Annotated in this window: 18 protein-coding genes and 1 pseudogene; 13 read left to right on the top strand and 6 right to left on the bottom strand. The window is 39.1% G+C overall.

All coding sequences use genetic code 11. The features are described 5' to 3' along the window. Positions 1-7: 7 nt before the first annotated feature. Complete coding sequence (glnA, locus tag AC3ANV_RS19515) at positions 8-1,357, bottom strand: type I glutamate--ammonia ligase (protein ID WP_488310336.1); 1,350 nt, start codon at positions 1,355-1,357, stop codon at positions 8-10. A gap of 251 nt (positions 1,358-1,608) precedes the next feature. On the opposite strand from glnA (AC3ANV_RS19515), the gene mutS reads away from it, so the two are divergent. Both mutS and mutL read left to right on the top strand, forming a co-directional pair. After that, positions 1,609-4,263 carry a DNA mismatch repair protein MutS gene (gene mutS, locus AC3ANV_RS19510; protein WP_488310335.1) on the top strand — a complete coding sequence of 885 codons (2,655 nt, stop codon included), beginning with the start codon at positions 1,609-1,611 and terminating at the stop codon, positions 4,261-4,263. Positions 4,264-4,285: 22 nt separating this feature from the next. Continuing rightward, positions 4,286-6,208: a DNA mismatch repair endonuclease MutL gene (gene mutL / locus AC3ANV_RS19505; RefSeq protein WP_488310334.1), complete on the top strand. Its 1,923-nt coding sequence runs from the start codon at positions 4,286-4,288 to the stop codon at positions 6,206-6,208. 307 nt (positions 6,209-6,515) lie between these two features. Here mutL and AC3ANV_RS19500 read toward each other — a convergent pair. The 3 genes and pseudogenes from AC3ANV_RS19500 to AC3ANV_RS19490 form a co-directional block, all read right to left on the bottom strand. Beyond that, positions 6,516-6,886, bottom strand: a pseudogene (locus tag AC3ANV_RS19500) (transposase); the annotation flags it as partial. Positions 6,887-7,211: 325 nt separating this feature from the next. After that, positions 7,212-7,697, bottom strand: coding sequence for a hypothetical protein (locus AC3ANV_RS19495; protein WP_488310333.1), 486 nt, complete (start codon positions 7,695-7,697; stop codon positions 7,212-7,214). 96 nt (positions 7,698-7,793) lie between these two features. Further along, positions 7,794-8,078: a hydrolase gene (locus AC3ANV_RS19490; protein WP_488310332.1), complete on the bottom strand. Its 285-nt coding sequence runs from the start codon at positions 8,076-8,078 to the stop codon at positions 7,794-7,796. Positions 8,079-8,373: 295 nt separating this feature from the next. Here AC3ANV_RS19490 and AC3ANV_RS19485 point away from each other — a divergent pair, with 295 nt between their 5' ends. The 4 genes from AC3ANV_RS19485 (at position 8,374) to rpsR (ending at position 10,427) form a co-directional block, all read left to right on the top strand. Then, a complete protein-coding gene (locus AC3ANV_RS19485) occupies positions 8,374-8,814 on the top strand; it encodes a hypothetical protein (RefSeq protein WP_488310331.1) in 441 nt (146 codons plus the stop codon). 112 nt (positions 8,815-8,926) lie between these two features. Further along, positions 8,927-9,706, top strand: coding sequence for a hypothetical protein (locus tag AC3ANV_RS19480; protein WP_488310330.1), 780 nt, complete (start codon positions 8,927-8,929; stop codon positions 9,704-9,706). Between the two features lie 139 nt (positions 9,707-9,845). Beyond that, complete coding sequence (gene rpsF, locus AC3ANV_RS19475) at positions 9,846-10,133, top strand: 30S ribosomal protein S6 (protein ID WP_488310329.1); 288 nt, start codon at positions 9,846-9,848, stop codon at positions 10,131-10,133. Between the two features lie 51 nt (positions 10,134-10,184). After that, the gene (rpsR, locus tag AC3ANV_RS19470; RefSeq protein WP_307409275.1) at positions 10,185-10,427 is read left to right on the top strand and encodes a 30S ribosomal protein S18; all 243 of its coding nucleotides are present in this window, start codon (positions 10,185-10,187) and stop codon (positions 10,425-10,427) included. Positions 10,428-10,649: 222 nt separating this feature from the next. Here rpsR and mreBH read toward each other — a convergent pair whose 3' ends face one another. Beyond that, complete coding sequence (gene mreBH, locus AC3ANV_RS19465; protein ID WP_488314278.1) at positions 10,650-11,660, bottom strand: rod-share determining protein MreBH; 1,011 nt, start codon at positions 11,658-11,660, stop codon at positions 10,650-10,652. A 350-nt stretch (positions 11,661-12,010) separates the two neighbouring features. Here mreBH and miaA point away from each other — a divergent pair, with 350 nt between their 5' ends. The 3 genes from miaA (at position 12,011) to spoVK (ending at position 14,596) form a co-directional block, all read left to right on the top strand. Continuing rightward, positions 12,011-12,967, top strand: coding sequence for a tRNA (adenosine(37)-N6)-dimethylallyltransferase MiaA (miaA, locus tag AC3ANV_RS19460; RefSeq protein WP_488314277.1), 957 nt, complete (start codon positions 12,011-12,013; stop codon positions 12,965-12,967). A 26-nt stretch (positions 12,968-12,993) separates the two neighbouring features. After that, positions 12,994-13,224 carry an RNA chaperone Hfq gene (gene hfq / locus AC3ANV_RS19455; RefSeq protein WP_307409213.1) on the top strand — a complete coding sequence of 77 codons (231 nt, stop codon included), beginning with the start codon at positions 12,994-12,996 and terminating at the stop codon, positions 13,222-13,224. Positions 13,225-13,642: 418 nt separating this feature from the next. After that, positions 13,643-14,596 carry a stage V sporulation protein K gene (spoVK, locus tag AC3ANV_RS19450; RefSeq protein ID WP_488310328.1) on the top strand — a complete coding sequence of 318 codons (954 nt, stop codon included), beginning with the start codon at positions 13,643-13,645 and terminating at the stop codon, positions 14,594-14,596. 230 nt (positions 14,597-14,826) lie between these two features. Here spoVK and AC3ANV_RS19445 read toward each other — a convergent pair whose 3' ends face one another. Continuing rightward, complete coding sequence (locus tag AC3ANV_RS19445; RefSeq protein WP_488310327.1) at positions 14,827-15,432, bottom strand: trimeric intracellular cation channel family protein; 606 nt, start codon at positions 15,430-15,432, stop codon at positions 14,827-14,829. A 199-nt stretch (positions 15,433-15,631) separates the two neighbouring features. Here AC3ANV_RS19445 and hflX point away from each other — a divergent pair, with 199 nt between their 5' ends. The 4 genes from hflX (at position 15,632) to glnA (AC3ANV_RS19425) (ending at position 20,068) form a co-directional block, all read left to right on the top strand. Beyond that, positions 15,632-16,891 carry a GTPase HflX gene (gene hflX / locus AC3ANV_RS19440; protein ID WP_488310326.1) on the top strand — a complete coding sequence of 420 codons (1,260 nt, stop codon included), beginning with the start codon at positions 15,632-15,634 and terminating at the stop codon, positions 16,889-16,891. Between the two features lie 13 nt (positions 16,892-16,904). Then, positions 16,905-18,176: a methionine gamma-lyase family protein gene (locus AC3ANV_RS19435; RefSeq protein ID WP_488310325.1), complete on the top strand. Its 1,272-nt coding sequence runs from the start codon at positions 16,905-16,907 to the stop codon at positions 18,174-18,176. A 150-nt stretch (positions 18,177-18,326) separates the two neighbouring features. Continuing rightward, a complete protein-coding gene (locus AC3ANV_RS19430) occupies positions 18,327-18,701 on the top strand; it encodes a MerR family transcriptional regulator (protein WP_488314276.1) in 375 nt (124 codons plus the stop codon). Between the two features lie 32 nt (positions 18,702-18,733). Beyond that, complete coding sequence (glnA, locus tag AC3ANV_RS19425) at positions 18,734-20,068, top strand: type I glutamate--ammonia ligase (RefSeq protein WP_488310324.1); 1,335 nt, start codon at positions 18,734-18,736, stop codon at positions 20,066-20,068. Positions 20,069-20,701 lie beyond the last annotated feature (633 nt).

The following is a 20,701-nucleotide window of genomic DNA, read 5'->3' as shown; positions in this document are numbered from 1 at the left end:
ATTAAAATTAGAACTTAGCTTGGTAGTTTTGAAGTTCCCAAGTATGAACAGCTGTACGGTAGCTATCCCATTCAGACTTTTTCAAAGCAACATATTCGTTAAAGACATGCTCTCCAAGAACTTCCCGACCGATATGACCGTCTTCCAAAGCTTCTACAGCAGTCTCAAGGCTTCCTGGCAAGCTGTCGATTCCGCGTTCTTCACGCTCTTCGACTGACATATGGAAGATATCTTCATTTACAGAGCTAACAGGAGTTAATTCTCTGTCAACACCGTCAAGGCCAGCTGCTGCAATAACAGCAAACGTCAAATATGGGTTAGCAGATGGATCCGGACAACGAAGTTCTACGCGAGTTGCCATTCCTTTTTTGGCTGGGATACGGATCAAGGCAGAACGATTGGAAGCAGACCAAGCGATATAGCAAGGAGCTTCATATCCCGGAACCAAACGCTTGTATGAGTTAACTAGCGGATTCGTAACCGCAGCAAAGTTCTTTACATTCTCTAATAAACCGGCGATAAATTGGTAAGCAGTTTCTGATAATTGAAGACCATCGTTTTCATCGAAGAAAACGTTTTGACCATCTTTGAAGAAAGACATATTTACGTGCATTCCGGAGCCATTGATACCAAATACCGGTTTTGGCATGAAAGAAGCATGTAATCCGAATTGCTTAGCAACAGTTTTAACAACCCACTTATACGTTGTAGCGTTGTCAGCAGCTGTTAAAGCATCTGCGTACTTAAAGTTAATTTCATGTTGTCCCTCTGCTACTTCGTGGTGAGAAGCTTCGATTGTAAAGCCCATCGCTTTCAAAGCGCGGTAAATTTCCAAGCGAACGCGTTCGCCAATGTCGTGAGGTGATGGCTCAAAGTAGCCGCCCACATCATGCGTTTTTACAGTAGGCCTTCCATCTTCATCGGTTTTGAACAAGAAAAATTCCAATTCAGGTCCGACGGAAATGCTATAACCTTTTTTAGCAGCTTTTTCAACAGTCTTTTTTAATACGTTACGTGTATCACCCTCGAATAAAGTTCCATCAGGATTCGTTACGCTGCAAAGGAAGCGTGCTTCGGAATATCCTTCTTCAACAGACCAAGGAAGAACAGCAAAAGTGTTAAGGTCCGGTTGGAGGTAAAGGTCAGATTTGTTAATAGGAGAGAATCCAACGATAGAAGAACCGTCAAACATGATTTTTCCTTCAACAGCATCTTCAAGTTGTTGTGCTGTGATTGTAACATTCTTTAAAGTTCCTTCAAGATCTACAAATTGCATATGTAGAAGCTCGACATTTTTCTTCTCGATAATTTCTTTAATTTCGCTTAACTTGTTTTCGATTTCTAGTGCTAATACCATATGTTAATATTCCTCCTATTTTCATGTTAGGTTTTGTAACGTGGCTATGAATCTATTATATTCATATACACAAACATGTCAATAATTTTTGTAAAATTTAAATTTATCATGCGAATAAACAAAAGTTTTGTTACCTTTTAAAACTGTCAATCGTAAAAAGATGGTTTTTAACTTCCTAATAATGAAGCACCTATTTGTGTTATAATAGTTTGTCGAAGAAACTCGAAATGATTAAAAACGTGGAGGTCATTATGGCTGCTTATACGCCGATGATACAACAATACTTACAAGTCAAGGCAGACTATCAAGATGCCTTTTTATTTTTTCGCTTAGGCGATTTTTATGAAATGTTTTTCGAAGATGCCATCAATGCATCACAAGAATTAGAGATAACACTAACAAGCCGTGAAGGCGGTTCTGAGGAACGGATTCCAATGTGTGGTGTTCCGTACCATTCGGCTCCTAACTATATCGAGCAGCTTATTTCAAAAGGGTACAAAGTGGCGATTTGTGAACAAACCGAAGATCCCAAACAGGCAAAGGGTGTGGTTAGACGGGAAGTCGTCCAGCTGATTACTCCGGGGACTGTGATGGAGGGCAAAGGGCTTTCCGATAAAGAGAATAATTACATTGCTTCTATTACTTCATTTGATGACCGAACATATGGTTTTGCCTATAATGATATCTCGACAGGTGAAAGCCGTGTCACCTTGCTTTCGAATAATTTTGAAGAAGTCTTAAATGAATTGGCGGTATTGAGTGCCAAGGAAGTTGTAGTGGCAACTAACTTTGATGGAGAACTGCAAAAGAAAATGCGCGAACGAGATGTTCTAGCCATTTCGTTTGAAGATAATAGTTCAATAGAAATGAATTTTTCCCATTTGCTTGAAGATCTAAATCAGGATAAATTGAAGCAAACCGCTGCAAGATTATTTCACTATTTGTACCGTTCCCAAAAAAGAAGTCTTGACCATCTTCAGCCTGTAACAACCTATCAAATTCATGAATATATGAAAATTGATTACTATTCAAAACGCAACCTCGAATTAACCGAAACCATCCGTTCGAAGGGAAAGAAAGGTTCGTTATTATGGCTTTTGGATGAGACAATGACTTCGATGGGCGGCCGGATGCTCAAACACTGGATTGACCGTCCGTTAATCACTCAGGGGGAAATTGAGCACCGTCACAATTTGGTAGAGATCTTGATGAACCATTATTTTGAACGACAGGAGCTTCGTGAAAAATTAAAGGAAGTATACGATTTAGAGCGATTAGCAGGAAGGGTAGCCTTTGGCAATGTAAATGCCCGCGATTTGGTGCAATTAAAGCGATCCCTTTTGCAAATTCCGCTTTTAAAACAAACACTCCTCGGTATGCAAATAGAAGAAGTGGATAAAATCGCCGACCTCCTTGATCCGTGCGAAGAGATCACTGATTTGTTGGAACAAGCAATTGTAGAGAATCCGCCGCTATCATTAAAAGAGGGAAATATGATCCGGGATGGATATAACTCACAGTTAGATCAATATCGGGATGCCAGTCGGAACGGAAAAACTTGGATCGCTCAGCTCGAGCGAGCGGAACGGGAAAAAACCGGCATTAAATCGTTAAAGGTTGGATATAATCGTGTCTTTGGTTATTATATCGAGATAACAAGAGCCAACTTGCACCTTTTAGAAGAAGGGCAGTATGAGCGTAAGCAAACTTTAACCAATGCCGAGCGCTTTATTACTCCGGAGCTAAAAGAAAAAGAAGCGTTAATTTTACAAGCGGAAGAAAAATGCGGGGAACTTGAATATGAGCTGTTTACCGAAATCCGTGAGATTGTAAAAGAACATATTCCCCGCTTGCAAGCATTAGCTAAAACGGTTAGTGAACTTGATGTCCTCCAGTGCTTTGCACAGTTGAGTGAAGAGCGGCGATATGTGAAACCGCAATTTTCATCTGACCGTCGGGTTGCCATAAAGGACGGCCGACACCCTGTCGTGGAAAAAGTGCTGAACTCTCAAGAATATGTTCCAAATGACTGCTTTATGGATAACGATCGTGAAGTTCTTTTAATCACGGGGCCAAACATGTCGGGTAAAAGTACGTACATGCGCCAAATAGCCTTGACTGCAATCTTAGCGCAAATCGGCTGTTATGTTCCCGCAGCTGAAGCAGTATTGCCAATTTTTGACCAAGTATTTACCCGGATCGGTGCTGCCGATGATTTGATCTCCGGTCAAAGTACTTTTATGGTTGAAATGCTGGAAGCGAAGAATGCGATAGCCAATGCAACACAAAACAGTTTGATTTTGTTTGATGAAATTGGCCGAGGTACTTCCACCTACGATGGGATGGCTCTGGCCCAAGCCATTATTGAATATATCCATAATCGAATAGGTGCAAAAACACTTTTTTCAACCCATTATCATGAGCTGACAGTTTTGGATGAAGAGCTATCAAAGCTTAAGAATATTCACGTTAGTGCCATCGAACATAATGGAAAGGTTGTTTTTCTTCATAAAATAAAAGAAGGACCGGCCGACAAGAGCTACGGGATTCATGTCGCACAGCTAGCGGAGCTGCCTCCGGAGTTAATCAGACGGGCAAATGATATTTTAACAGCATTAGAACAAAAAGATGTTCAGTTTGACCTCTTGACTAAGGAGCGGAAAATCCCGAAAAAACATGTTGGTAAAATGGTTCCGGCAAAAGAAGAAATAATTATAGAAAAAACATTTCCGGAACAACCTGCACAGCTATCATTTTTTGATGAACCAAAAGAGCCGAAAAAACAGGAACACTCTTCTAAAGAAAAACGGGTTTTAGAGAAAATAAAAGAACTTGATTTATTAGATATTACGCCGCTTCAGGCTATTAATTTATTATACGAGCTGCACAAAAAGTTAAAGGGCTAGGTGTTTAGGAGGTGACTATAGCATGGGCAAGATTATCCAATTAGATGATGCTTTGTCTAACAAGATAGCAGCGGGTGAGGTAGTTGAACGACCTGCCTCTGTTGTGAAGGAACTTGTTGAAAATGCGATTGATGCCGGCAGTACCGTAATCGAGATTGAGGTAGAAGAAGCAGGACTTGCGAAAATTCGCATTACCGATAATGGTAACGGAATCGACGAAGAGGATGTCCTCATTGCCTTTCAGCGACATGCAACGAGTAAAATCAAAGATGAAAATGATTTGTTCCGTATTCGGACACTGGGCTTCCGTGGAGAAGCCCTGCCAAGTATCGCCTCTGTCTCCAGGCTTGAGATGAAGACCTCTACCGGGGAAGGTGCAGGAAATCGAGTGATCATTGAAGGCGGAAAAGTTGAATCGTTTGAAAAAGCTTCGAGTAGACGAGGAACGGATATCACGATTACCGATTTATTTTTCAATACACCAGCGCGGTTGAAATATATGAAGACAATTCACACAGAATTAGGGAATATAACGGATGTTGTCAATCGCTTGGCTCTTTCCCATCCCGAGGTGGCCTTTCGATTGATCCATAACGAGCGAAAGCTGCTGCAAACGAACGGAAACGGCGATGTCCGCCAGGTTCTGGCGGCTATTTATGGAATGGGAATTGCTAAGCAGCTTGTCCCTATTTCCGGAGATTCGCTTGATTATCGGGTCTTCGGCTTTGCGTCCCTGCCTGAGGTAACAAGAGCATCAAGAAATTATATTTCGACGATGATTAATGGAAGATTTATTAAAAACTATCCGTTGGCCAAAGCGATCCAGGAAGGATACCATACGTTGCTGCCAATCGGAAGATTCCCGATTGTTCTTCTTAATATCGAAATGGACCCATTATTGGTTGATGTGAATGTCCATCCATCAAAAATGGAAGTCCGTATCAGTAAAGAAGCGGAACTAAATGAACTTGTTACGACTATCATTAAAAATGCCTTTAAGTCAAAGATCCTAATCCCGACTGCTTATCATGCAGTGAAAAAAGAAACTCCTAAGTCGGAACAAACAACGCTCGTACTGGATGAAGGAACGACGAACACGAGTGATCCAAAGGAAATTAAAATCGATCGTCCAATTTTCGGGACAATGCAGGAATCCCATCCGTGGATCGAACCATCTTTTATGATCCAAAGGGAAATTAAAGATGAAAACAATAAGGAATGTTATCAGACATTAAGTCAAACCGTTGAATCGAAAGTGGCTTTTATCGAAGAAAATGACGAAGAACTAAATGACACATTTGTGGATTCAATAGACGATGTCGGTTTTGTGGAAACGAATGAGCATCAGCCGCAAAGTGAAAATAGAGTACCGAGATTATACCCGATCGGTCAAATGCATGGAACCTATATATTTGCTCAGAATGAAAATGGTTTATATATTATTGATCAGCATGCTGCGCAGGAAAGACTCAAGTATGAATATTTCCGTGAAAAAGTGGGGCAAGTCCAATCTGAGCTTCAGGAAATGCTTGTACCGTTAACCTTTGAGTATTCAACGGATGAGTATGTAAAAATAACAGAACATCAAAACGAACTGGAGAAGGTTGGAGTTTTTCTTGAGGAATTCGGCCTAAATAGCTTTATTGTTCGCTCACATCCGCAATGGTTTCCACAAGGGGAAGAAAAGGAAATCATTGAGGAAATGATTGAACAGCTCCTCTCAATGAAAAAGGTGGATATTAAAAAACTTCGTGAGGAAGCTGCGATCATGATGAGCTGTAAGGCATCGATTAAAGCTAATCGTCATTTGCGCAATGATGAAATTCAGGCACTGCTGGATGATTTGCGTAAAGCTTCTGATCCGTTTACCTGTCCGCATGGACGACCGATTATCGTGCACTACTCTTCATATGACATGGAGAAGATGTTTAAACGAGTAATGTAATTTCAAAAACAAAAAGCATTGGTTTTTAACAAACCAATGCTCAGATTGTCGAGAAAGGGTATTTTTCTCGGCAATTTTTTATTTTGTCAGAATCTAAATACCAAATTTATTGATTCTCCCTGCTAATGTGCCAGTTGATTTCCGCTCCGGGCACTCGCTTTCCGCGGGGAGGTCCTGGAGCCTCCTCGGCGCTTTTGGCACCTGCGGGGTCTCCAGTGACCTCTCTATCCCGCAGGAGTCGAGTGCCCTCCGCTCCAATCAACAGGGAGGCAAATCAACCTAAAGTATTGCAAAACACTTTTTCTAACTATGCTAAGTGTATTGCAATCTTTTTTATATTTTGGCAGGCTGCCGTTAGAAGAGCCTGTTCAATTGCTTCTTCAATCCCCGTAACCGGCAGTAGCGAAGCCCGTGCAGCTCTTTTGAGTCTGCGAAGCTTCGCTCAATTTTTTCCTTTCTAAATTTATAAAGCATTTTACATTTAGATAAGCAATTTAACCTTACCTTTTCCTTGTGCTCCTCCCATACATGTCGTGTTACCACTTTTACCTTATTTTTTGATTGTGTACATTGGGATAAAAGTGGGCAGTTCTGACATTTCTTTGAATAAGACTTGTATTCTCTATAACCTTCACGGGTTGTTGTTCTGTATGTTAATTCTTGATTATTAGGGCAAGTTTTAGTTGAAATGAAGGTCTGTATTGAAAACACTCTGTTAATTGGAGCGGAAGGCACGAAGACTCCTGCGGGAGTACGGGGCAGGGGAGACCCCGCAGGAGCGAAGCGACGAGGAGGCTTCCCGGCATGCCCGCGGAAAGCGAAGTGCCTGGAGCGCCAATCAACAGACATGTTGAAACCGATATACTAATAACAAATTTGCGGTGAATTGTTAAAGTGATTGAATAAAATAATTGGCTGCCGAGGGTTTTTCGACAGCCTGAGCATTGGTTTTTAAACCGATGCTTTTTGTTTTTTGATAATATTCAACAAATAATTAATGAATTTAACTATTGTATTTCACGTTTGTTTTAGATTTTATAATATTGTTTTCCACAATGTGTTGATACCAATAAATTAGGATGGCTAAAAAAACACTAAAATAGAAAAAATGTTTTGGTCGCATCTTCTTGAATTCAAAAATGCCTACTTTTGTAAAAAATTTAACGATTGGAAAGGAAAGAAGATAATCTAAAACGATATTTAGTCCTAAATACTTTGTGAAATTTCCGTATGTTAATTTGAACACCCAAATAGTTGTAATGAAGAATAATCCCAGTAGATAGGAAAAATCTAGAGCGGAATAGGGGAAAATAGGGTTTTTAACTTTCCACATTTTTTTCTTATCAGCTATTACGCTTAATAAGCTTATAATTAGATTTACAAATGTAGTAGCGGGTAGGAATCGAATAAATGATCCTTTTCCAATTAACGGAACGGTTAACCAAGGCCCAAATAATATAAATAAAGATAAGGCTTTCTTTTTATTCATTAAAACTGACCACCTAACACGTTTTTTAGTTAGGTTTATTATTTGTAAAAAAAAGAAATAAATCCAAAATTATATAAATCAAAATCCTTTTTTTTCTCAATCAGCTTCGAAACGAATGGCTTGGATAAAATTACAATCGACAACAATAATCGAACCGGGCTCTGTCGTAGGATCATTAAAGAAAGCACAACAATTATTGGGATCGAAGCTAACAAAAACAACATCCTCTAGAATGATTCCGCTAGCTAAAAATACATCCACTTCTGTATTTGTTTGTAATCTTCTGAGTTGGTCACAAGCACATCCTCTGCAGCTGCTTGAACTGCTCACATTTCCGCTGCAATTTACACAATCATCATTATTACTGTTAATTAACATCATTAGCCCTCCTTGAATTAAAAAACTACTGATAGCAGTCTATTAAGAATTACAAGAAAGGATTGGACAAACAGTCTAATTTTAAAAAAACTTTTGCAAAATTGGTCATGATGATTAAAAGCAAGGTAGTTAATTGCCAAAATCCAATAAATTACTTCTATATTTGCTCTGTAAGGTTTTTCTGATAAAATGGATAGGAATAGGAATATTTCCTGGTATTGGTATGAATGGACAAAATTGAAATATTAATATAAATAGAGAATGTTTGAAGAGTAGGAATTCAAAAGGGGGTGAACCAATGGTCGCTTTTACCCTGTTAAGTTTATTTCTACCGATTGTGATTATTATTTTTGTGATTGTTTATGCGGTGAAAAACAAAGAAAAGGGGGAAGAAGCTGTGATACGCCATCTTTATACCTATTTAGTCTTGTTTGCAACGCTTATGATGGTAATTGGAGGCGGGATTTCGATTTTTATGGCAGCAGCAGATTTAATTAGTCCGCCAAGTTATAATCAAAATTTTCAAGATTATAAGCAGATGTATGACCAAGGAAAAACGGAAAATAAAAATATTAGTGAAACTGAAATGCGAGCTAATTACGAACAGACAGTAAAAGATGAAAAAAATCGGATGAAAGAAAGTGCAAAAAATCAAATTATCAAAAGTCTTGGTTTTATCGTGATCCCACTTCCGATTTTCCTTTACTTCAACCGTTTGAGAAAACGACAAAGTGATTAAACGAAATCATGAAAGCGATACGTAAGAGGTATCGCTTTTCTTTTGGGTTAAATAGTTTTATTTAAAAATGATATAATCAAATCAATATTGAATCAAAATAGGAAGTGAAAAAATGATAAATCAGCAGCAAATTGAAGAAATTCAATATATTCCACCCAAAGGGGGGTTCGAGACCTTCCGAGATGAAGAGCATTATCGAGAAAAAATGAAGGAATGGGGATTATCTGCTACAAAAGAAGTGAAAAAGGAATTCTGGTACAAGGACAAGACGATTCAACAACTTGTCACGATAAAAGGCTATGAAATTTTTGGTGTAAAGACAGAATTCAATACGCTCGTTATTGAATTTCAAGATGGAAATTTAAGCTGCATTCATCCTGCCTATTTAAAGGAAATGCAACAATCAAGTTTTGGGAAAGAAAGCATCTGGCAGGAAGAGAATAAAGGAGTAGAAAAAGCTGAACCGATTATAGAGGTTTCTAAAAACGAATCCAATGAGGAAGCTCCTCCTAAACCAAAGAAAGCAAATGAGCCAAAACCAAAGAAAGAGAAAGCTGCTAAAGTGGTGCTGCCTGATGAGAAAGTTCATTTTACAGCCAAAGTAAAACAGTTTGCCATGACCTATAACCCTTTTAACGAGGAAAATGATGAAGTGGTTGTTCTTGAGAATGTGGAAATCTTATGCGAACCGCCTTTGAATCTTGAATACGCCTGGTGCAGTCACAGTAAAACATTAAAAAAGTTTGAACTGGCAGCAGGTGATTTATTAGAGTTTGACGGAAAGGTGACAGCGAAGAAATTGACCAAAGGGAAGGATGTTCCGGAAGAATATACATTAGATGTGGCAGTAGCATATAAAATTAATAATCCCTCAAAAATTGTGAAACAGTAAAGAGAACTTTCGATAGTTCTTTTTATTTTGGTTTGGACTTGTCTTTATTGAATTTTTCTGGTATAGTTATACCTTGTGAGTAATATAAATTGCTCCTTGCCTATTTACAGGCCGCATAGACCAAAAGGAGGTGACTGTGATGAGAAAGTACGAAATTATGTACATCATCCGCCCAAATATTGAAGATGAAGCAAAAAAAGCTCTTGTTGAGCGTTTTACTACGATTCTAAGCGATAATGGTGCTGAGAATGCAGAAGTAAAAGATTGGGGTAAACGCCGTCTTGCATATGAAATCAATGATTTCCGCGATGGTTACTACCAAATCGTAAAAACAAATGCTCCTGCTGCAGCGGTAGAAGAATTCTCCCGTCTTGCAAAAATCAGCGAAGACATTATTCGCCATATTGTTGTTAAAGAAGCAGAATAATTGACAATTTGACCATACAAAAACATTAAAAGGAGGGAAATAATCATGGCAATGGGAGAACGCAGAGGCGGCGGCAGACGCGCAAAACGCCGTAAAGTGTGCTACTTCACAGCACATGGTATTACCAACATCGATTATAAAGATGTTGATTTACTAAAAAAATTCATCTCTGAACGCGGTAAAATTTTACCTCGTCGTGTAACTGGTACACACGCTAAGTACCAACGCAAACTATCAGTTGCGATTAAACGTGCACGTACGATGGCATTATTACCATACGTAGCAGGTGAATAAAAAACGGTAAAAAAGGCAGCCTTGGGCTGTCTTTTTTTTAGTGAATTTTGTAGTAAATTTTAAAATTTGTAAATATCTTAATTTTAAATCGATATTCCTGGATAAATTCACCTAAGTCTTACTATTTTAATCGCACGAATTGGAAGAATCCTCCGAAATTGCAAAATGGGCACATCCATTGTCGAAATCAGAAATGGATGTGCCCGTCATAAAAAATATTCCTTATTTGGTAGAAGCCATCATTAGCTTACTAATGTATTGAAGTGCTTTTCCTGTACCAATTGCTACTGATTCAAGAGGATTTGGTGCAAGCTGAACGGGCACAAAGATTTCCTGACTCAGCCATTGCTCCATACCATTCATTAATGCCCCGCCGCCGGTAAGGATGACACCGCGGTCTACGATATCACCGCTAAGTTCCGCAGGACAGTCTTCCAGCGTAGCTCTTATAGCTTCTAAAATATGCAGTAATGATTCTTTCGTTGCATTCCTAACTTCATAGGATGAAAGGTTAATAGTTTTTGGTAATCCCGTCACCAGGTCGCGACCGCGGACATCCATAAACATTTCCTCGTGATCTATCAACGCATAACCGATTTCCATTTTAATTTTTTCGGCCGTTCTCTCACCGATCAACACATTGTATTCTTTACGGACATGCTGGATAATTTCTTCGTCAAGACGGTCACCGCCGATTCGAATTGAATGGCAGGCAACAACACCGCCGAAGGAAATGATCGCAACTTCCGTTGTGCCGCCGCCAATGTCCACGACGACATTCGCGACCGGTTCATCAACCGGGAGTCCGGCACCAATTGCTGCAGCTACCGGTTCCTCGATTAAATGAATTTTTTTCGCACCTGCATTTCGAACTGCATCTTGAATGGCTCTTCGCTCAACACTCGTGGAGCCGGATGGTGTACAAACGACAACATTTGGTTTGCGAATCGCAAACCCCATTTTCTTAGACGCTTTTCGCATAATATGCTTCAGCATATCGGTTGTAACGTCATAATCAGCGATAACGCCGTCTTTTAATGGGCGGATAGCCACAATTTTTTCCGGTGTTTTCCCAATCATTTCTTTAGCCTCAATCCCAACCGCGACAACACTTTTTGTTTCAGTATCAATCGCTACAACGGAGGGTTCGTTGAGTGCAATCCCTTTATTCTTACTATAAACTAATATATTAGCAGTACCTAAATCAATTCCAATATCAAATGTAGATAACATATTTTTCACCTATTTCCCCTATTTTTCTACAAGATAAGCTACGGTTAAGCCTAACATGAATAAGGGGGTAGGAGGGTGTTTGTAAATGAAACGTTATCTTATTGTAATGATGTTGGTAAATTTTTTCCGGATTGTAATGAAACGTTATCGTTTTGTAAAGTAGTAAGAAAAATTTTGCTTATTTGGGTTTAAAATGGATTATGGAAATACATCCTACTAAAATGCATAGAAAAGATATTTTTTGTATATACTTGTTTGATGTTCTACTGCTTTTTAAATTTGTGTTAGGATGAAAGTGTGAGAGCGTAAATAGCTTTTGCTTGAAAATGGAATAAGGCAGTGTGAAAATATTGGATTCAAAACAAAAGGTATTAGTTATAATTGGACCAACAGCAGTTGGAAAAACAAAGTTAAGTATCAATTTGGCAAAGCGATTTAATGGTGAAATTATCAGTGGGGACTCCATGCAGATTTATCGTAAAATGGATATCGGGACAGCGAAAATAAAAGAAAATGAGATGGAAGGTATCCCTCACCATTTGATTGATATTAAAGAACCTGACGAAAGCTTCTCCGTAGCTGAGTTTCAACATCTTGTACGAGCCAAAATAAGTGAGATTGCCGGGAAAGGAAAACTGCCGATCATTGCAGGTGGAACAGGTCTTTACATCCAGTCGGTCATATATGATTATCAATTTTCAGATGCTCCTGCAGATGAAGCCTTTCGATCCATGCTTGAAGAAAAAGTAAAGGGTATCGGGGGTGATGCCTTGTATCAGGAGTTAGTGGTCATTGATCCGGAAAGTGCCTCCCAAATCCATCCGAACAATGTAAGAAGAGTCATTCGTGCACTTGAAATTTTTCATTGTACAGGTAAAACCATGAGTGAATTTCAAAAAGAGCAGCAGCCTGATCTACTGTACCAAACCGCACTCGTTGGTTTAACGATGGAAAGAGAAAAGCTTTATGAGCGGATTAATTACAGGGTCAATTTGATGTTGGAAGAAGGACTTTTAGAGGAAGTGAAAGCCTTATATCAGCATGGATTGCGTGATTGCCAATCCATCCAGGCGATCGGCTACAAGGAAATTTATGAATTTCTTGAGGGTAAGGTTTCCATGAACGAGGCTATCGAAAATTTAAAACAAAATTCAAGACGATATGCCAAAAGACAATTAACTTGGTTTCGTAACAAAATGGATGTAGAATGGTTTGATATGACAGATGCTTGGAATTTCGAAAAAAAAATCGCCGAAATTTCACATTATGTTGAAGGAAAGCTTCAAGTAAAATCGAATACATATTAGTAGAGATAAAAGAGGAGGATATACAAATGAAAACCACAATTAATATTCAGGATCAATTTTTAAATCAATGTAGGAAAGACAACACGCACGTAACCGTATTTTTGCTTAACGGATTCCAATTAAGAGGCCAGATCAAAGGCTTTGATAATTTTACCGTGCTTTTTGAATCAGAAGGGAAACAACAACTGGTTTATAAGCATGCGATTTCAACGTTTGCGCCGCAAAGAAATGTTCAACTTGACTTGGATGGTCAATAAAACATTTTTTATAAATCCGAGCCCATTACTCAATGGGCTTTTTTTATTGTAAGGCTATATTAAAGCTCATTGATGATTATTAAGCTTCTATGTTAATTGGAGCGGAAAATCAACAGACAAGTTTAACCGTGCCTATTATCAATAAATTCTTTTAATGATTTGCTTATCTCTTGAATACAAATAGAATGAAGGATTATTTCTTGGGAAAGCGCACAATTTGACATAATGGCGTACTTTTTGTGATTTGCCTAAGTAATATGTCGATTGGTGTTGTATTGACAGATGAAACATAGGCGATTCGTCAATTTTTGTCGGAAAAAGAGTTTTCCGTAAATAGAGATAATGGAAATAATTCAGGGATTTGAAACATAAATAGCTACTTAACGGAACCTGTTTGCAGAAATGAGAGGTGAAAGCTTTGGATCAACCAATTCGAATGAAAAGTAACGGCCAAATAAGCATCGTCCTCAACTCGCAAAAAAGAAAAACCCTCACAAAAGAGTTGCCTGAGTTTCAAGTTGTTCCAAAGGATATTCCCCCGGAACATTCGGCGTTAAAGGAAATCGAAACGGATCTAGGGGCATTGGTTGGCATGGAAGAAATGAAACGAATGATAAAAGAAATTTATGCATGGATTTATGTTAATAAAAAACGGGAAGAAGTCGGTCTGAAGGCAAGGAAACAAGCTCTGCATATGATGTTTAAAGGCAATCCCGGAACTGGAAAAACAACAGTGGCACGATTAATCGGAAAGCTTTTTCAAAAAATGAATGTATTAACCAAGGGCCACTTAATTGAAGCGGAACGGGCGGACCTCGTAGGTGAATATATTGGTCATACGGCTCAAAAAACAAGGGACTTAATAAAAAAGGCGCAGGGTGGGATTTTGTTCATTGATGAAGCATACTCATTAGGCCGTGGCGGAGAAAAGGATTTTGGCAAAGAAGCAATTGATACCCTTGTGAAGCATATGGAGGATAAGCAGCACGAGTTTATTCTTATACTTGCGGGGTATTCCCGAGAAATGGACTTTTTTCTGACATTGAACCCCGGACTGCATTCCAGATTTCCATTAGTGATTGATTTTCCTGATTACAATATTGATCAATTAATGGAAATCGCAAGCAGGATGTTGGTTGAGAGGGAATACTCCTTCAGTCATGAAGCTGAAAAAAAGTTAAGGGAGCATTTGATTTGGGTCAAAGCAGTGTTAAGTCCTACGACCTTTTCAAACGGGAGATATGTCCGAAATATTATTGAAAAATCTATCCGTTCACAGGCGATGCGCTTACTTATGCTAAATAGCTATGACCGGCATGAATTAATGACACTTCGAAGCAATGATTTGGTGTTTGAGGAAGATGAAGTTTAGCGGAAAATAAAAAATCGACGGATGCTATACATCCGTCGATTTTTTAATAATAATATAATTTATATCGTTGAACTTCGATAACTGTCCAGCTCCAGCGCCCAGCGGCTAGTGTACTTCGCTCTTCTCCCTACGATAAGTCAACATCGGATCGCTCCCCGCTCTCCGTGTTTCCTTTATCTCAGTCGAAGCGCTCCAGTCCATACGCCGCTAAACGGGCGCTTTCGCTTTTCTTAATTCTCATTCAAACGCCTTATTGGTAATTTCCAATCAAAAGTGTATGAAAGGACGCGTAAAATAGTAACAATACCAAACAAAATATACATTTCCCAAGAATTTGTTGTGATTTTAAGGCCGATCATAAGTCCCGCTAGAATCGCCCAAACGGCATAAATTTCTGATCGTAATACAATTGGTTTTCTGCCTGCTAATAAATCACGAATTATACCGCCGCCGATTCCCGTTAAAACTGCTGCAACAATGACAGCGCTTATTGGGTGATTCATGTTCGAGGCGTAAATCGCACCCTGTATCGCAAAAGCAGAAAGACCGATGGCATCAAATAGGTTACCCCATTTTTGCCAATGCTTTAAAAGATTTGTTGGAAATATGAATACAGCTGTAATCGATAACAAAGCTATTTGAAAAAATAAACCCTGATCCCAAAGGGCTGAAACGGGGACGCCGATCAAAAGGTTTCGAATCGCTCCTCCGCCGAAGGCAGTAACAATTCCTAAAATATACACGCCTAAAATATCATATTCCTCTTCCATCGCAACAATTGCACCACTTACGGCAAAAGCGATCGTCCCGATCATACTTAGTACTTCCCATGTCATGTAACTGATTTCCCCTCAATCTTTATCTTGGTTTACACCGTGTAAAGGTATTTATTTTTCTGGCAAACAATATGATTTTACCATGGAAGTGCAAAATTTCAACTTATTTTTTTAAAAGTAAAAAATAGTGGGAAAATTAGAGTATAGAATCTTTTTTTGATATGATGGAATAAGAGGAAAAAGGAAGGAAGGATACCTTTTGGAACAAAAAGAAACAACAGAAAAAGCAATCCTTGTCGGCTGTCAAACAACAGGTGAAGATGATTTGCGTTTTCACTATTCGATGGAGGAGCTTGTTTCGTTAACGGAAACTGCACAGGGTGAAGTACTGGCCTCTGTTATTCAAAAACGAGACCGACGCCACCCTGCTACCTACATAGGGAAAGGTAAAGTTGAAGAGTTAAATGCGCTGGTAGAAGAGCTGGAAGCAGAAATAGTCATATTTAATGATGAGCTTTCCCCAAGCCAAAAGCGAAATCTTGCTTCTGAAATAAATGCTAGAATTATTGACAGAACTCAACTTATATTAGATATATTCGCACAAAGGGCCCGTTCAAAGGAAGGTAAGCTGCAGGTTGAACTAGCCCAGCTTCAATATTTATTGCCGCGTCTTGCCGGTCAAGGTATAGCATTATCCCGCCTGGGGGCGGGGATTGGTACAAGAGGACCGGGGGAAACAAAATTGGAATCCGACCGACGCCATATTCGCCGAAGAATTGATGATATTAAGGGTCAACTTTCTGTGATTGTTCAGCATCGGGACCGATACAGGGAACGGAGAAAGAAGAATAAAACATTCCAGGTGGCAATCGTGGGCTACACAAATGCAGGAAAGTCCACGCTGTTTAATCGGCTATCCGAAGCGGATTCGTATGAAGAAAATCAATTGTTCGCAACACTTGACCCAATGACACGAAAATTAATTTTGCCAAGTGGTTTTCTTGCGTTGCTTACCGATACAGTAGGCTTTATTCAAGACCTACCTACAACCCTTATTGCAGCCTTCCGCTCGACACTGGAAGAAGTAAAGGAAGCAGACCTGCTTCTCCATGTTGTGGATATGTCGAACCCGGATTATTTCCAACATGAAAAGACGGTCAATAAGCTGCTCGAGGATCTTGATATTAAGGAAATTCCGCAGTTAACGGTTTATAATAAAAGAGATCTTCAGCATCCCGACTTTGTTCCGACTGCTAATACGCCTACAATGTTTATTAGTGCTTTTGACAAAGTAGACCGTCAAGCATTAAAGAAAAAAATTGAGGATGTTGCTATTGAAATGATGGTTCCTTACCAAGTACGGGTTCCATCAACAGAAGGAAAACTGCTTTCACAATTAAAAAATGGTACAGTTTTAAGGGAGCTGTCCTTTGATGAAGAAAATCAGCTCTATCTATGTAGGGGATACTCTCTTCAAGATCATCAAATAACAGGACAATTAAATAAATTTAACGTCTAGAATGGAGCGCATCATGTTTCAACAGTTAAAAAATGGGGGAAAACTTCAGCCAATCGTTAAAGAAGTAGAAAAGCAAATTACTGAAGTACATAAAAAAATCGATGAAAGAGTAGAAACCAATCAATTCAGGGTATTGCGAAGTTTTCAAAACAAAAGGGTAAGTGACTCACATTTTATTCCTAGCACGGGCTATGGATATGATGATAACGGAAGGGATACGCTCGAATTAATTTATGCCGATGTTTTTGGCGGTGAAGCTGGACTCGTCCGCCCTCAAATCATTTCAGGGACACATGCGATTTCAATTGCTTTATTTGGAGTCCTTCGTCCGGGAGATGAACTCCTATATATTACGGGAAAGCCATATGATACACTTGAAGAAATCGTCGGGATTCGGGGAAATGGTGTCGGTTCTTTAAAAGAATTCGGCATTTCGTATGATAGTGTCTCACTATCGAATGAAGGTACAATTGATTGGGATACTGTTTCAAAGAAAATGAAGCCGAACACGAAAATGATTGGAATCCAGCGTTCGAAAGGCTATGCAACCAGACCATCCTTTACGATTGCTGAAATTAAGCAAATGATCTCCTATGTGAAAGAAATCAAAAAAGATGTCGTTGTATTTGTTGATAACTGTTACGGGGAATTTGTGGAGGAACTGGAGCCTTGTCATGTTGGAGCGGATTTAATGGCAGGATCACTGATTAAAAATCCGGGCGGAGGCATTGCGAAAACGGGCGGATATATTGTCGGTAAGAAACAATGGGTAGAGGCCTGCTCCTATCGGATGACATCACCGGGTATCGGTGCTGAAGCAGGTGCTTCGCTTTATAGCCTTCAAGAAATGTACCAGGGCTTCTTTCTCGCACCGCATGTGGTGGGTCAGGCGTTGAAAGGTGCCGTTTTTACAGCTGCAATGCTTGAAAAACTGCGAATGAACTCACTTCCTAAGTGGGATGCGGAGCGTACGGACTTAATTCAAGCCGTTCAGTTCGGTGACCGTGATAAAATGATTGCTTTCTGCCAGGCAATACAATTTGCATCCCCAATTAATTCGTATGTGACACCGTATCCCAGCTATATGCCCGGTTATGAAGACGATGTGATAATGGCAGCGGGGACGTTTATTCAAGGTGCAAGTATTGAACTAACTGCGGATGGTCCTATTAGACCACCTTATGTTGCCTATGTTCAAGGCGGTTTAACGTATGCGCATGTAAAAATGGCTATATGTATCGCCTTAGACAGTTTAGTCGAAAAAGGATTAATTGAATTAAATTAGGTAAAAATACTATGAGTAATCGTTATTGCTAAAAAACATGTCAGAAAATCTTCCATTCAATTGACAACTTTTCTGACAGCTAATATAATAGCAATATGAATGAACCTAAAGGAGGAGAAATCGGTGAGTGGACAGGAAATTCGCCGCTCTATGCCACTGTTTCCCATTGGAACTGTCATGCAGCTAACTGAGTTAACCGCAAGGCAAATACGCTATTATGAAGAACACCAATTGATTTCTCCGGCAAGAACCGATGGAAACAGGCGATTATTTAGTTTGAACGATATTGATAGACTGTTAGAAATCAAGGACTTAATTGATCAAGGAATCAATATGGCTGGGGTAAAACAGCTATTCTTGGTAAAAGAGCAACAAACACATGTTTTTGAGCAGCAGACGGAAAAAGCGAAACGTGAGTTAACGGATGACCAGTTAAGAAATCTACTACGTAATGAATTAATGCATTCTGGAAGATTAAATCGTTCGACATTGCGGCAAGGAGATATGTCACGATTTTTCCATTAAAAATAATTTTTTCTAAAGTAGGAGGAAGTAAAATGGCTAAATACACTAGGGAAGATATCCAACGATTAGCAAAAGAAGAAAATGTTAAATTTATCCGTTTACAATTCACTGACATTTTAGGAACAATCAAAAATGTTGAAATTCCTATCAGCCAATTAGAAAAAGCTCTAGATAACAAAATGATGTTTGACGGTTCTTCTATCGAAGGTTTTGTTAGAATCGAAGAGTCAGATATGTTACTATATCCGGATCTTAGTACATGGGTTGTTTTCCCTTGGACAGCTGAAAAAGGAAAAGTAGCTCGCTTAATTTGTGATATTTACACTCCGGAAGGAAAACCTTTCGAAGGTGATCCGCGTAATAACTTAAGAAGAGTATTGAAAGAAATGGAAGACCTTGGTTTTACAAACTTTAACCTAGGACCTGAGCCTGAATTCTTCTTATTTAAATTAGATCAAAAAGGTGAACCAACATTAGAATTAAACGACCAAGGCGGTTATTTTGACTTAGCACCAACAGATTTAGGTGAAAACTGCCGTCGTGATATCGTTCTTGAGCTAGAAGAAATGGGCTTTGAAATTGAGGCTTCTCACCATGAAGTAGCTCCCGGCCAACACGAAATCGACTTCAAATATGCAGATGCCTTAACAGCTTGTGACCAAATTCAAACATTCAAGCTTGTTGTAAAAACGATTGCCCGTAAGCATGGCTTACATGCAACCTTTATGCCAAAACCACTATTTGGTGTAAATGGATCCGGAATGCACTGTAACCTTTCTTTATTCAAAAATGGTAAAAATGCATTCTACGAGCCAACTAGCGATCTTGAGTTAAGCGATACAGCCCGTCAATTCATTGCTGGTATTCTAAAGCACGCTCCAAGCTTTACAGCGGTAACAAACCCAACTGTGAATTCTTATAAGCGTTTAGTCCCTGGCTATGAAGCGCCTTGCTACGTAGCATGGTCTGCAAGAAACCGTTCACCACTAATTCGTATTCCGGCATCACGCGGATTAAGCACACGTGTAGAAGTGCGTAGCGTTGACCCTTCAGCAAATCCGTACCTTGCAATGGCTGTGCTTTTAAAAGCTGGTTTAGACGGCATTAAAAACCAATTAACTCCACCGGCACCAGTTGACCGTAACATCTATGTGATGAGCAAGGATGAAAGATTAGAAGAAGGCATTATTGATCTTCCGGCTACACTCGCTCAAGCCTTAGATCAATTAAAATCTAATGAAGTAATCGTTTCGGGTCTTGGAGAGCACATCTTCGAACACTTCGTAGAAGCGAAAGAAATCGAGTGGGATATGTTCCGTACAGTCGTTCACCCTTGGGAACGCGAACAATATTTGAGCATGTATTAATAAAAAAAGTCTTGAGGCTCTATGCTTCAAGGCTTTTTTTGTATATGGGCAATCCGGATTTTTTTTTAATTAGTTAAAGATGATCCCCGCAAAATGAAGGATGAGGTCAATGATAGCGGGTGCCCTTATTTCTCCGACTTAGGTGAGAGTATCGCCAGTGTTTAGGAGGATACTTTCTGTTTTCCCTAATTACAACTTTATTCAATTTAAAAAAAATTATTGATAAAAAATTTTAAGGATAGAAAATCTCCAATAGAGCATCTGGGCCTTAAGAGGTCTATTAATTAAAATTGGAGGTAATTATGGATAATAACACTAAGAAAAAAATTGAAGATGAAGTGAAAAAAAGGTTGATGTTGAAATTGCCCAAGAATTTAGTGACGTTAGACAGCAATTAACGCATCTGCAAAGTACACTTAGTAGTTTACAGCAAGGACAGCAACAATCTAATCAGCAAATGGGGATGGGACAAATGGGCCAACAAAATCAATTACAATAATTTAATTCATTAGTTATTCTTACTTGATGTCATCGAGGGTTCAAGTTGTAAGGACTGAATCCTCGATATTGAACAATAACCTTCCCCAAACCGCTAACATTTATGCTTTTAATATGCCCCTATAATTTAAAAAT

This window comes from Neobacillus sp. DFD-2R (genome assembly GCF_057747865.1).
Note: the sequence above shows the minus strand (reverse complement) of the source record. Positions and strands in the feature narration are given on the sequence as shown.

Excerpts from the sequence above, each read along its gene's own strand:
- hfq (WP_307409213.1), top strand. The coding sequence starts at position 12,994 with ATGAAAACCACAATTAATATTCAGGATCAATTTTTAAATCAATGTAGG.
- AC3ANV_RS19445 (WP_488310327.1), bottom strand. The coding sequence starts at position 15,432 with ATGACATGGGAAGTACTAAGTATGATCGGGACGATCGCTTTTGCCGTA.
- AC3ANV_RS19490 (WP_488310332.1), bottom strand. The coding sequence starts at position 8,078 with ATGATGTTAATTAACAGTAATAATGATGATTGTGTAAATTGCAGCGGA.
- mutL (WP_488310334.1), top strand. The coding sequence starts at position 4,286 with ATGGGCAAGATTATCCAATTAGATGATGCTTTGTCTAACAAGATAGCA.
- AC3ANV_RS19485 (WP_488310331.1), top strand. The coding sequence starts at position 8,374 with ATGGTCGCTTTTACCCTGTTAAGTTTATTTCTACCGATTGTGATTATT.
- AC3ANV_RS19430 (WP_488314276.1), top strand. The coding sequence starts at position 18,327 with ATGCCACTGTTTCCCATTGGAACTGTCATGCAGCTAACTGAGTTAACC.
- AC3ANV_RS19480 (WP_488310330.1), top strand. The coding sequence starts at position 8,927 with ATGATAAATCAGCAGCAAATTGAAGAAATTCAATATATTCCACCCAAA.
- AC3ANV_RS19495 (WP_488310333.1), bottom strand. The coding sequence starts at position 7,697 with ATGAATAAAAAGAAAGCCTTATCTTTATTTATATTATTTGGGCCTTGG.
- glnA (WP_488310324.1), top strand. The coding sequence starts at position 18,734 with ATGGCTAAATACACTAGGGAAGATATCCAACGATTAGCAAAAGAAGAA.
- mutS (WP_488310335.1), top strand. The coding sequence starts at position 1,609 with ATGGCTGCTTATACGCCGATGATACAACAATACTTACAAGTCAAGGCA.
- rpsR (WP_307409275.1), top strand. The coding sequence starts at position 10,185 with ATGGGAGAACGCAGAGGCGGCGGCAGACGCGCAAAACGCCGTAAAGTG.
- glnA (WP_488310336.1), bottom strand. The coding sequence starts at position 1,357 with ATGGTATTAGCACTAGAAATCGAAAACAAGTTAAGCGAAATTAAAGAA.
- AC3ANV_RS19435 (WP_488310325.1), top strand. The coding sequence starts at position 16,905 with ATGTTTCAACAGTTAAAAAATGGGGGAAAACTTCAGCCAATCGTTAAA.
- mreBH (WP_488314278.1), bottom strand. The coding sequence starts at position 11,660 with ATGTTATCTACATTTGATATTGGAATTGATTTAGGTACTGCTAATATA.
- rpsF (WP_488310329.1), top strand. The coding sequence starts at position 9,846 with ATGAGAAAGTACGAAATTATGTACATCATCCGCCCAAATATTGAAGAT.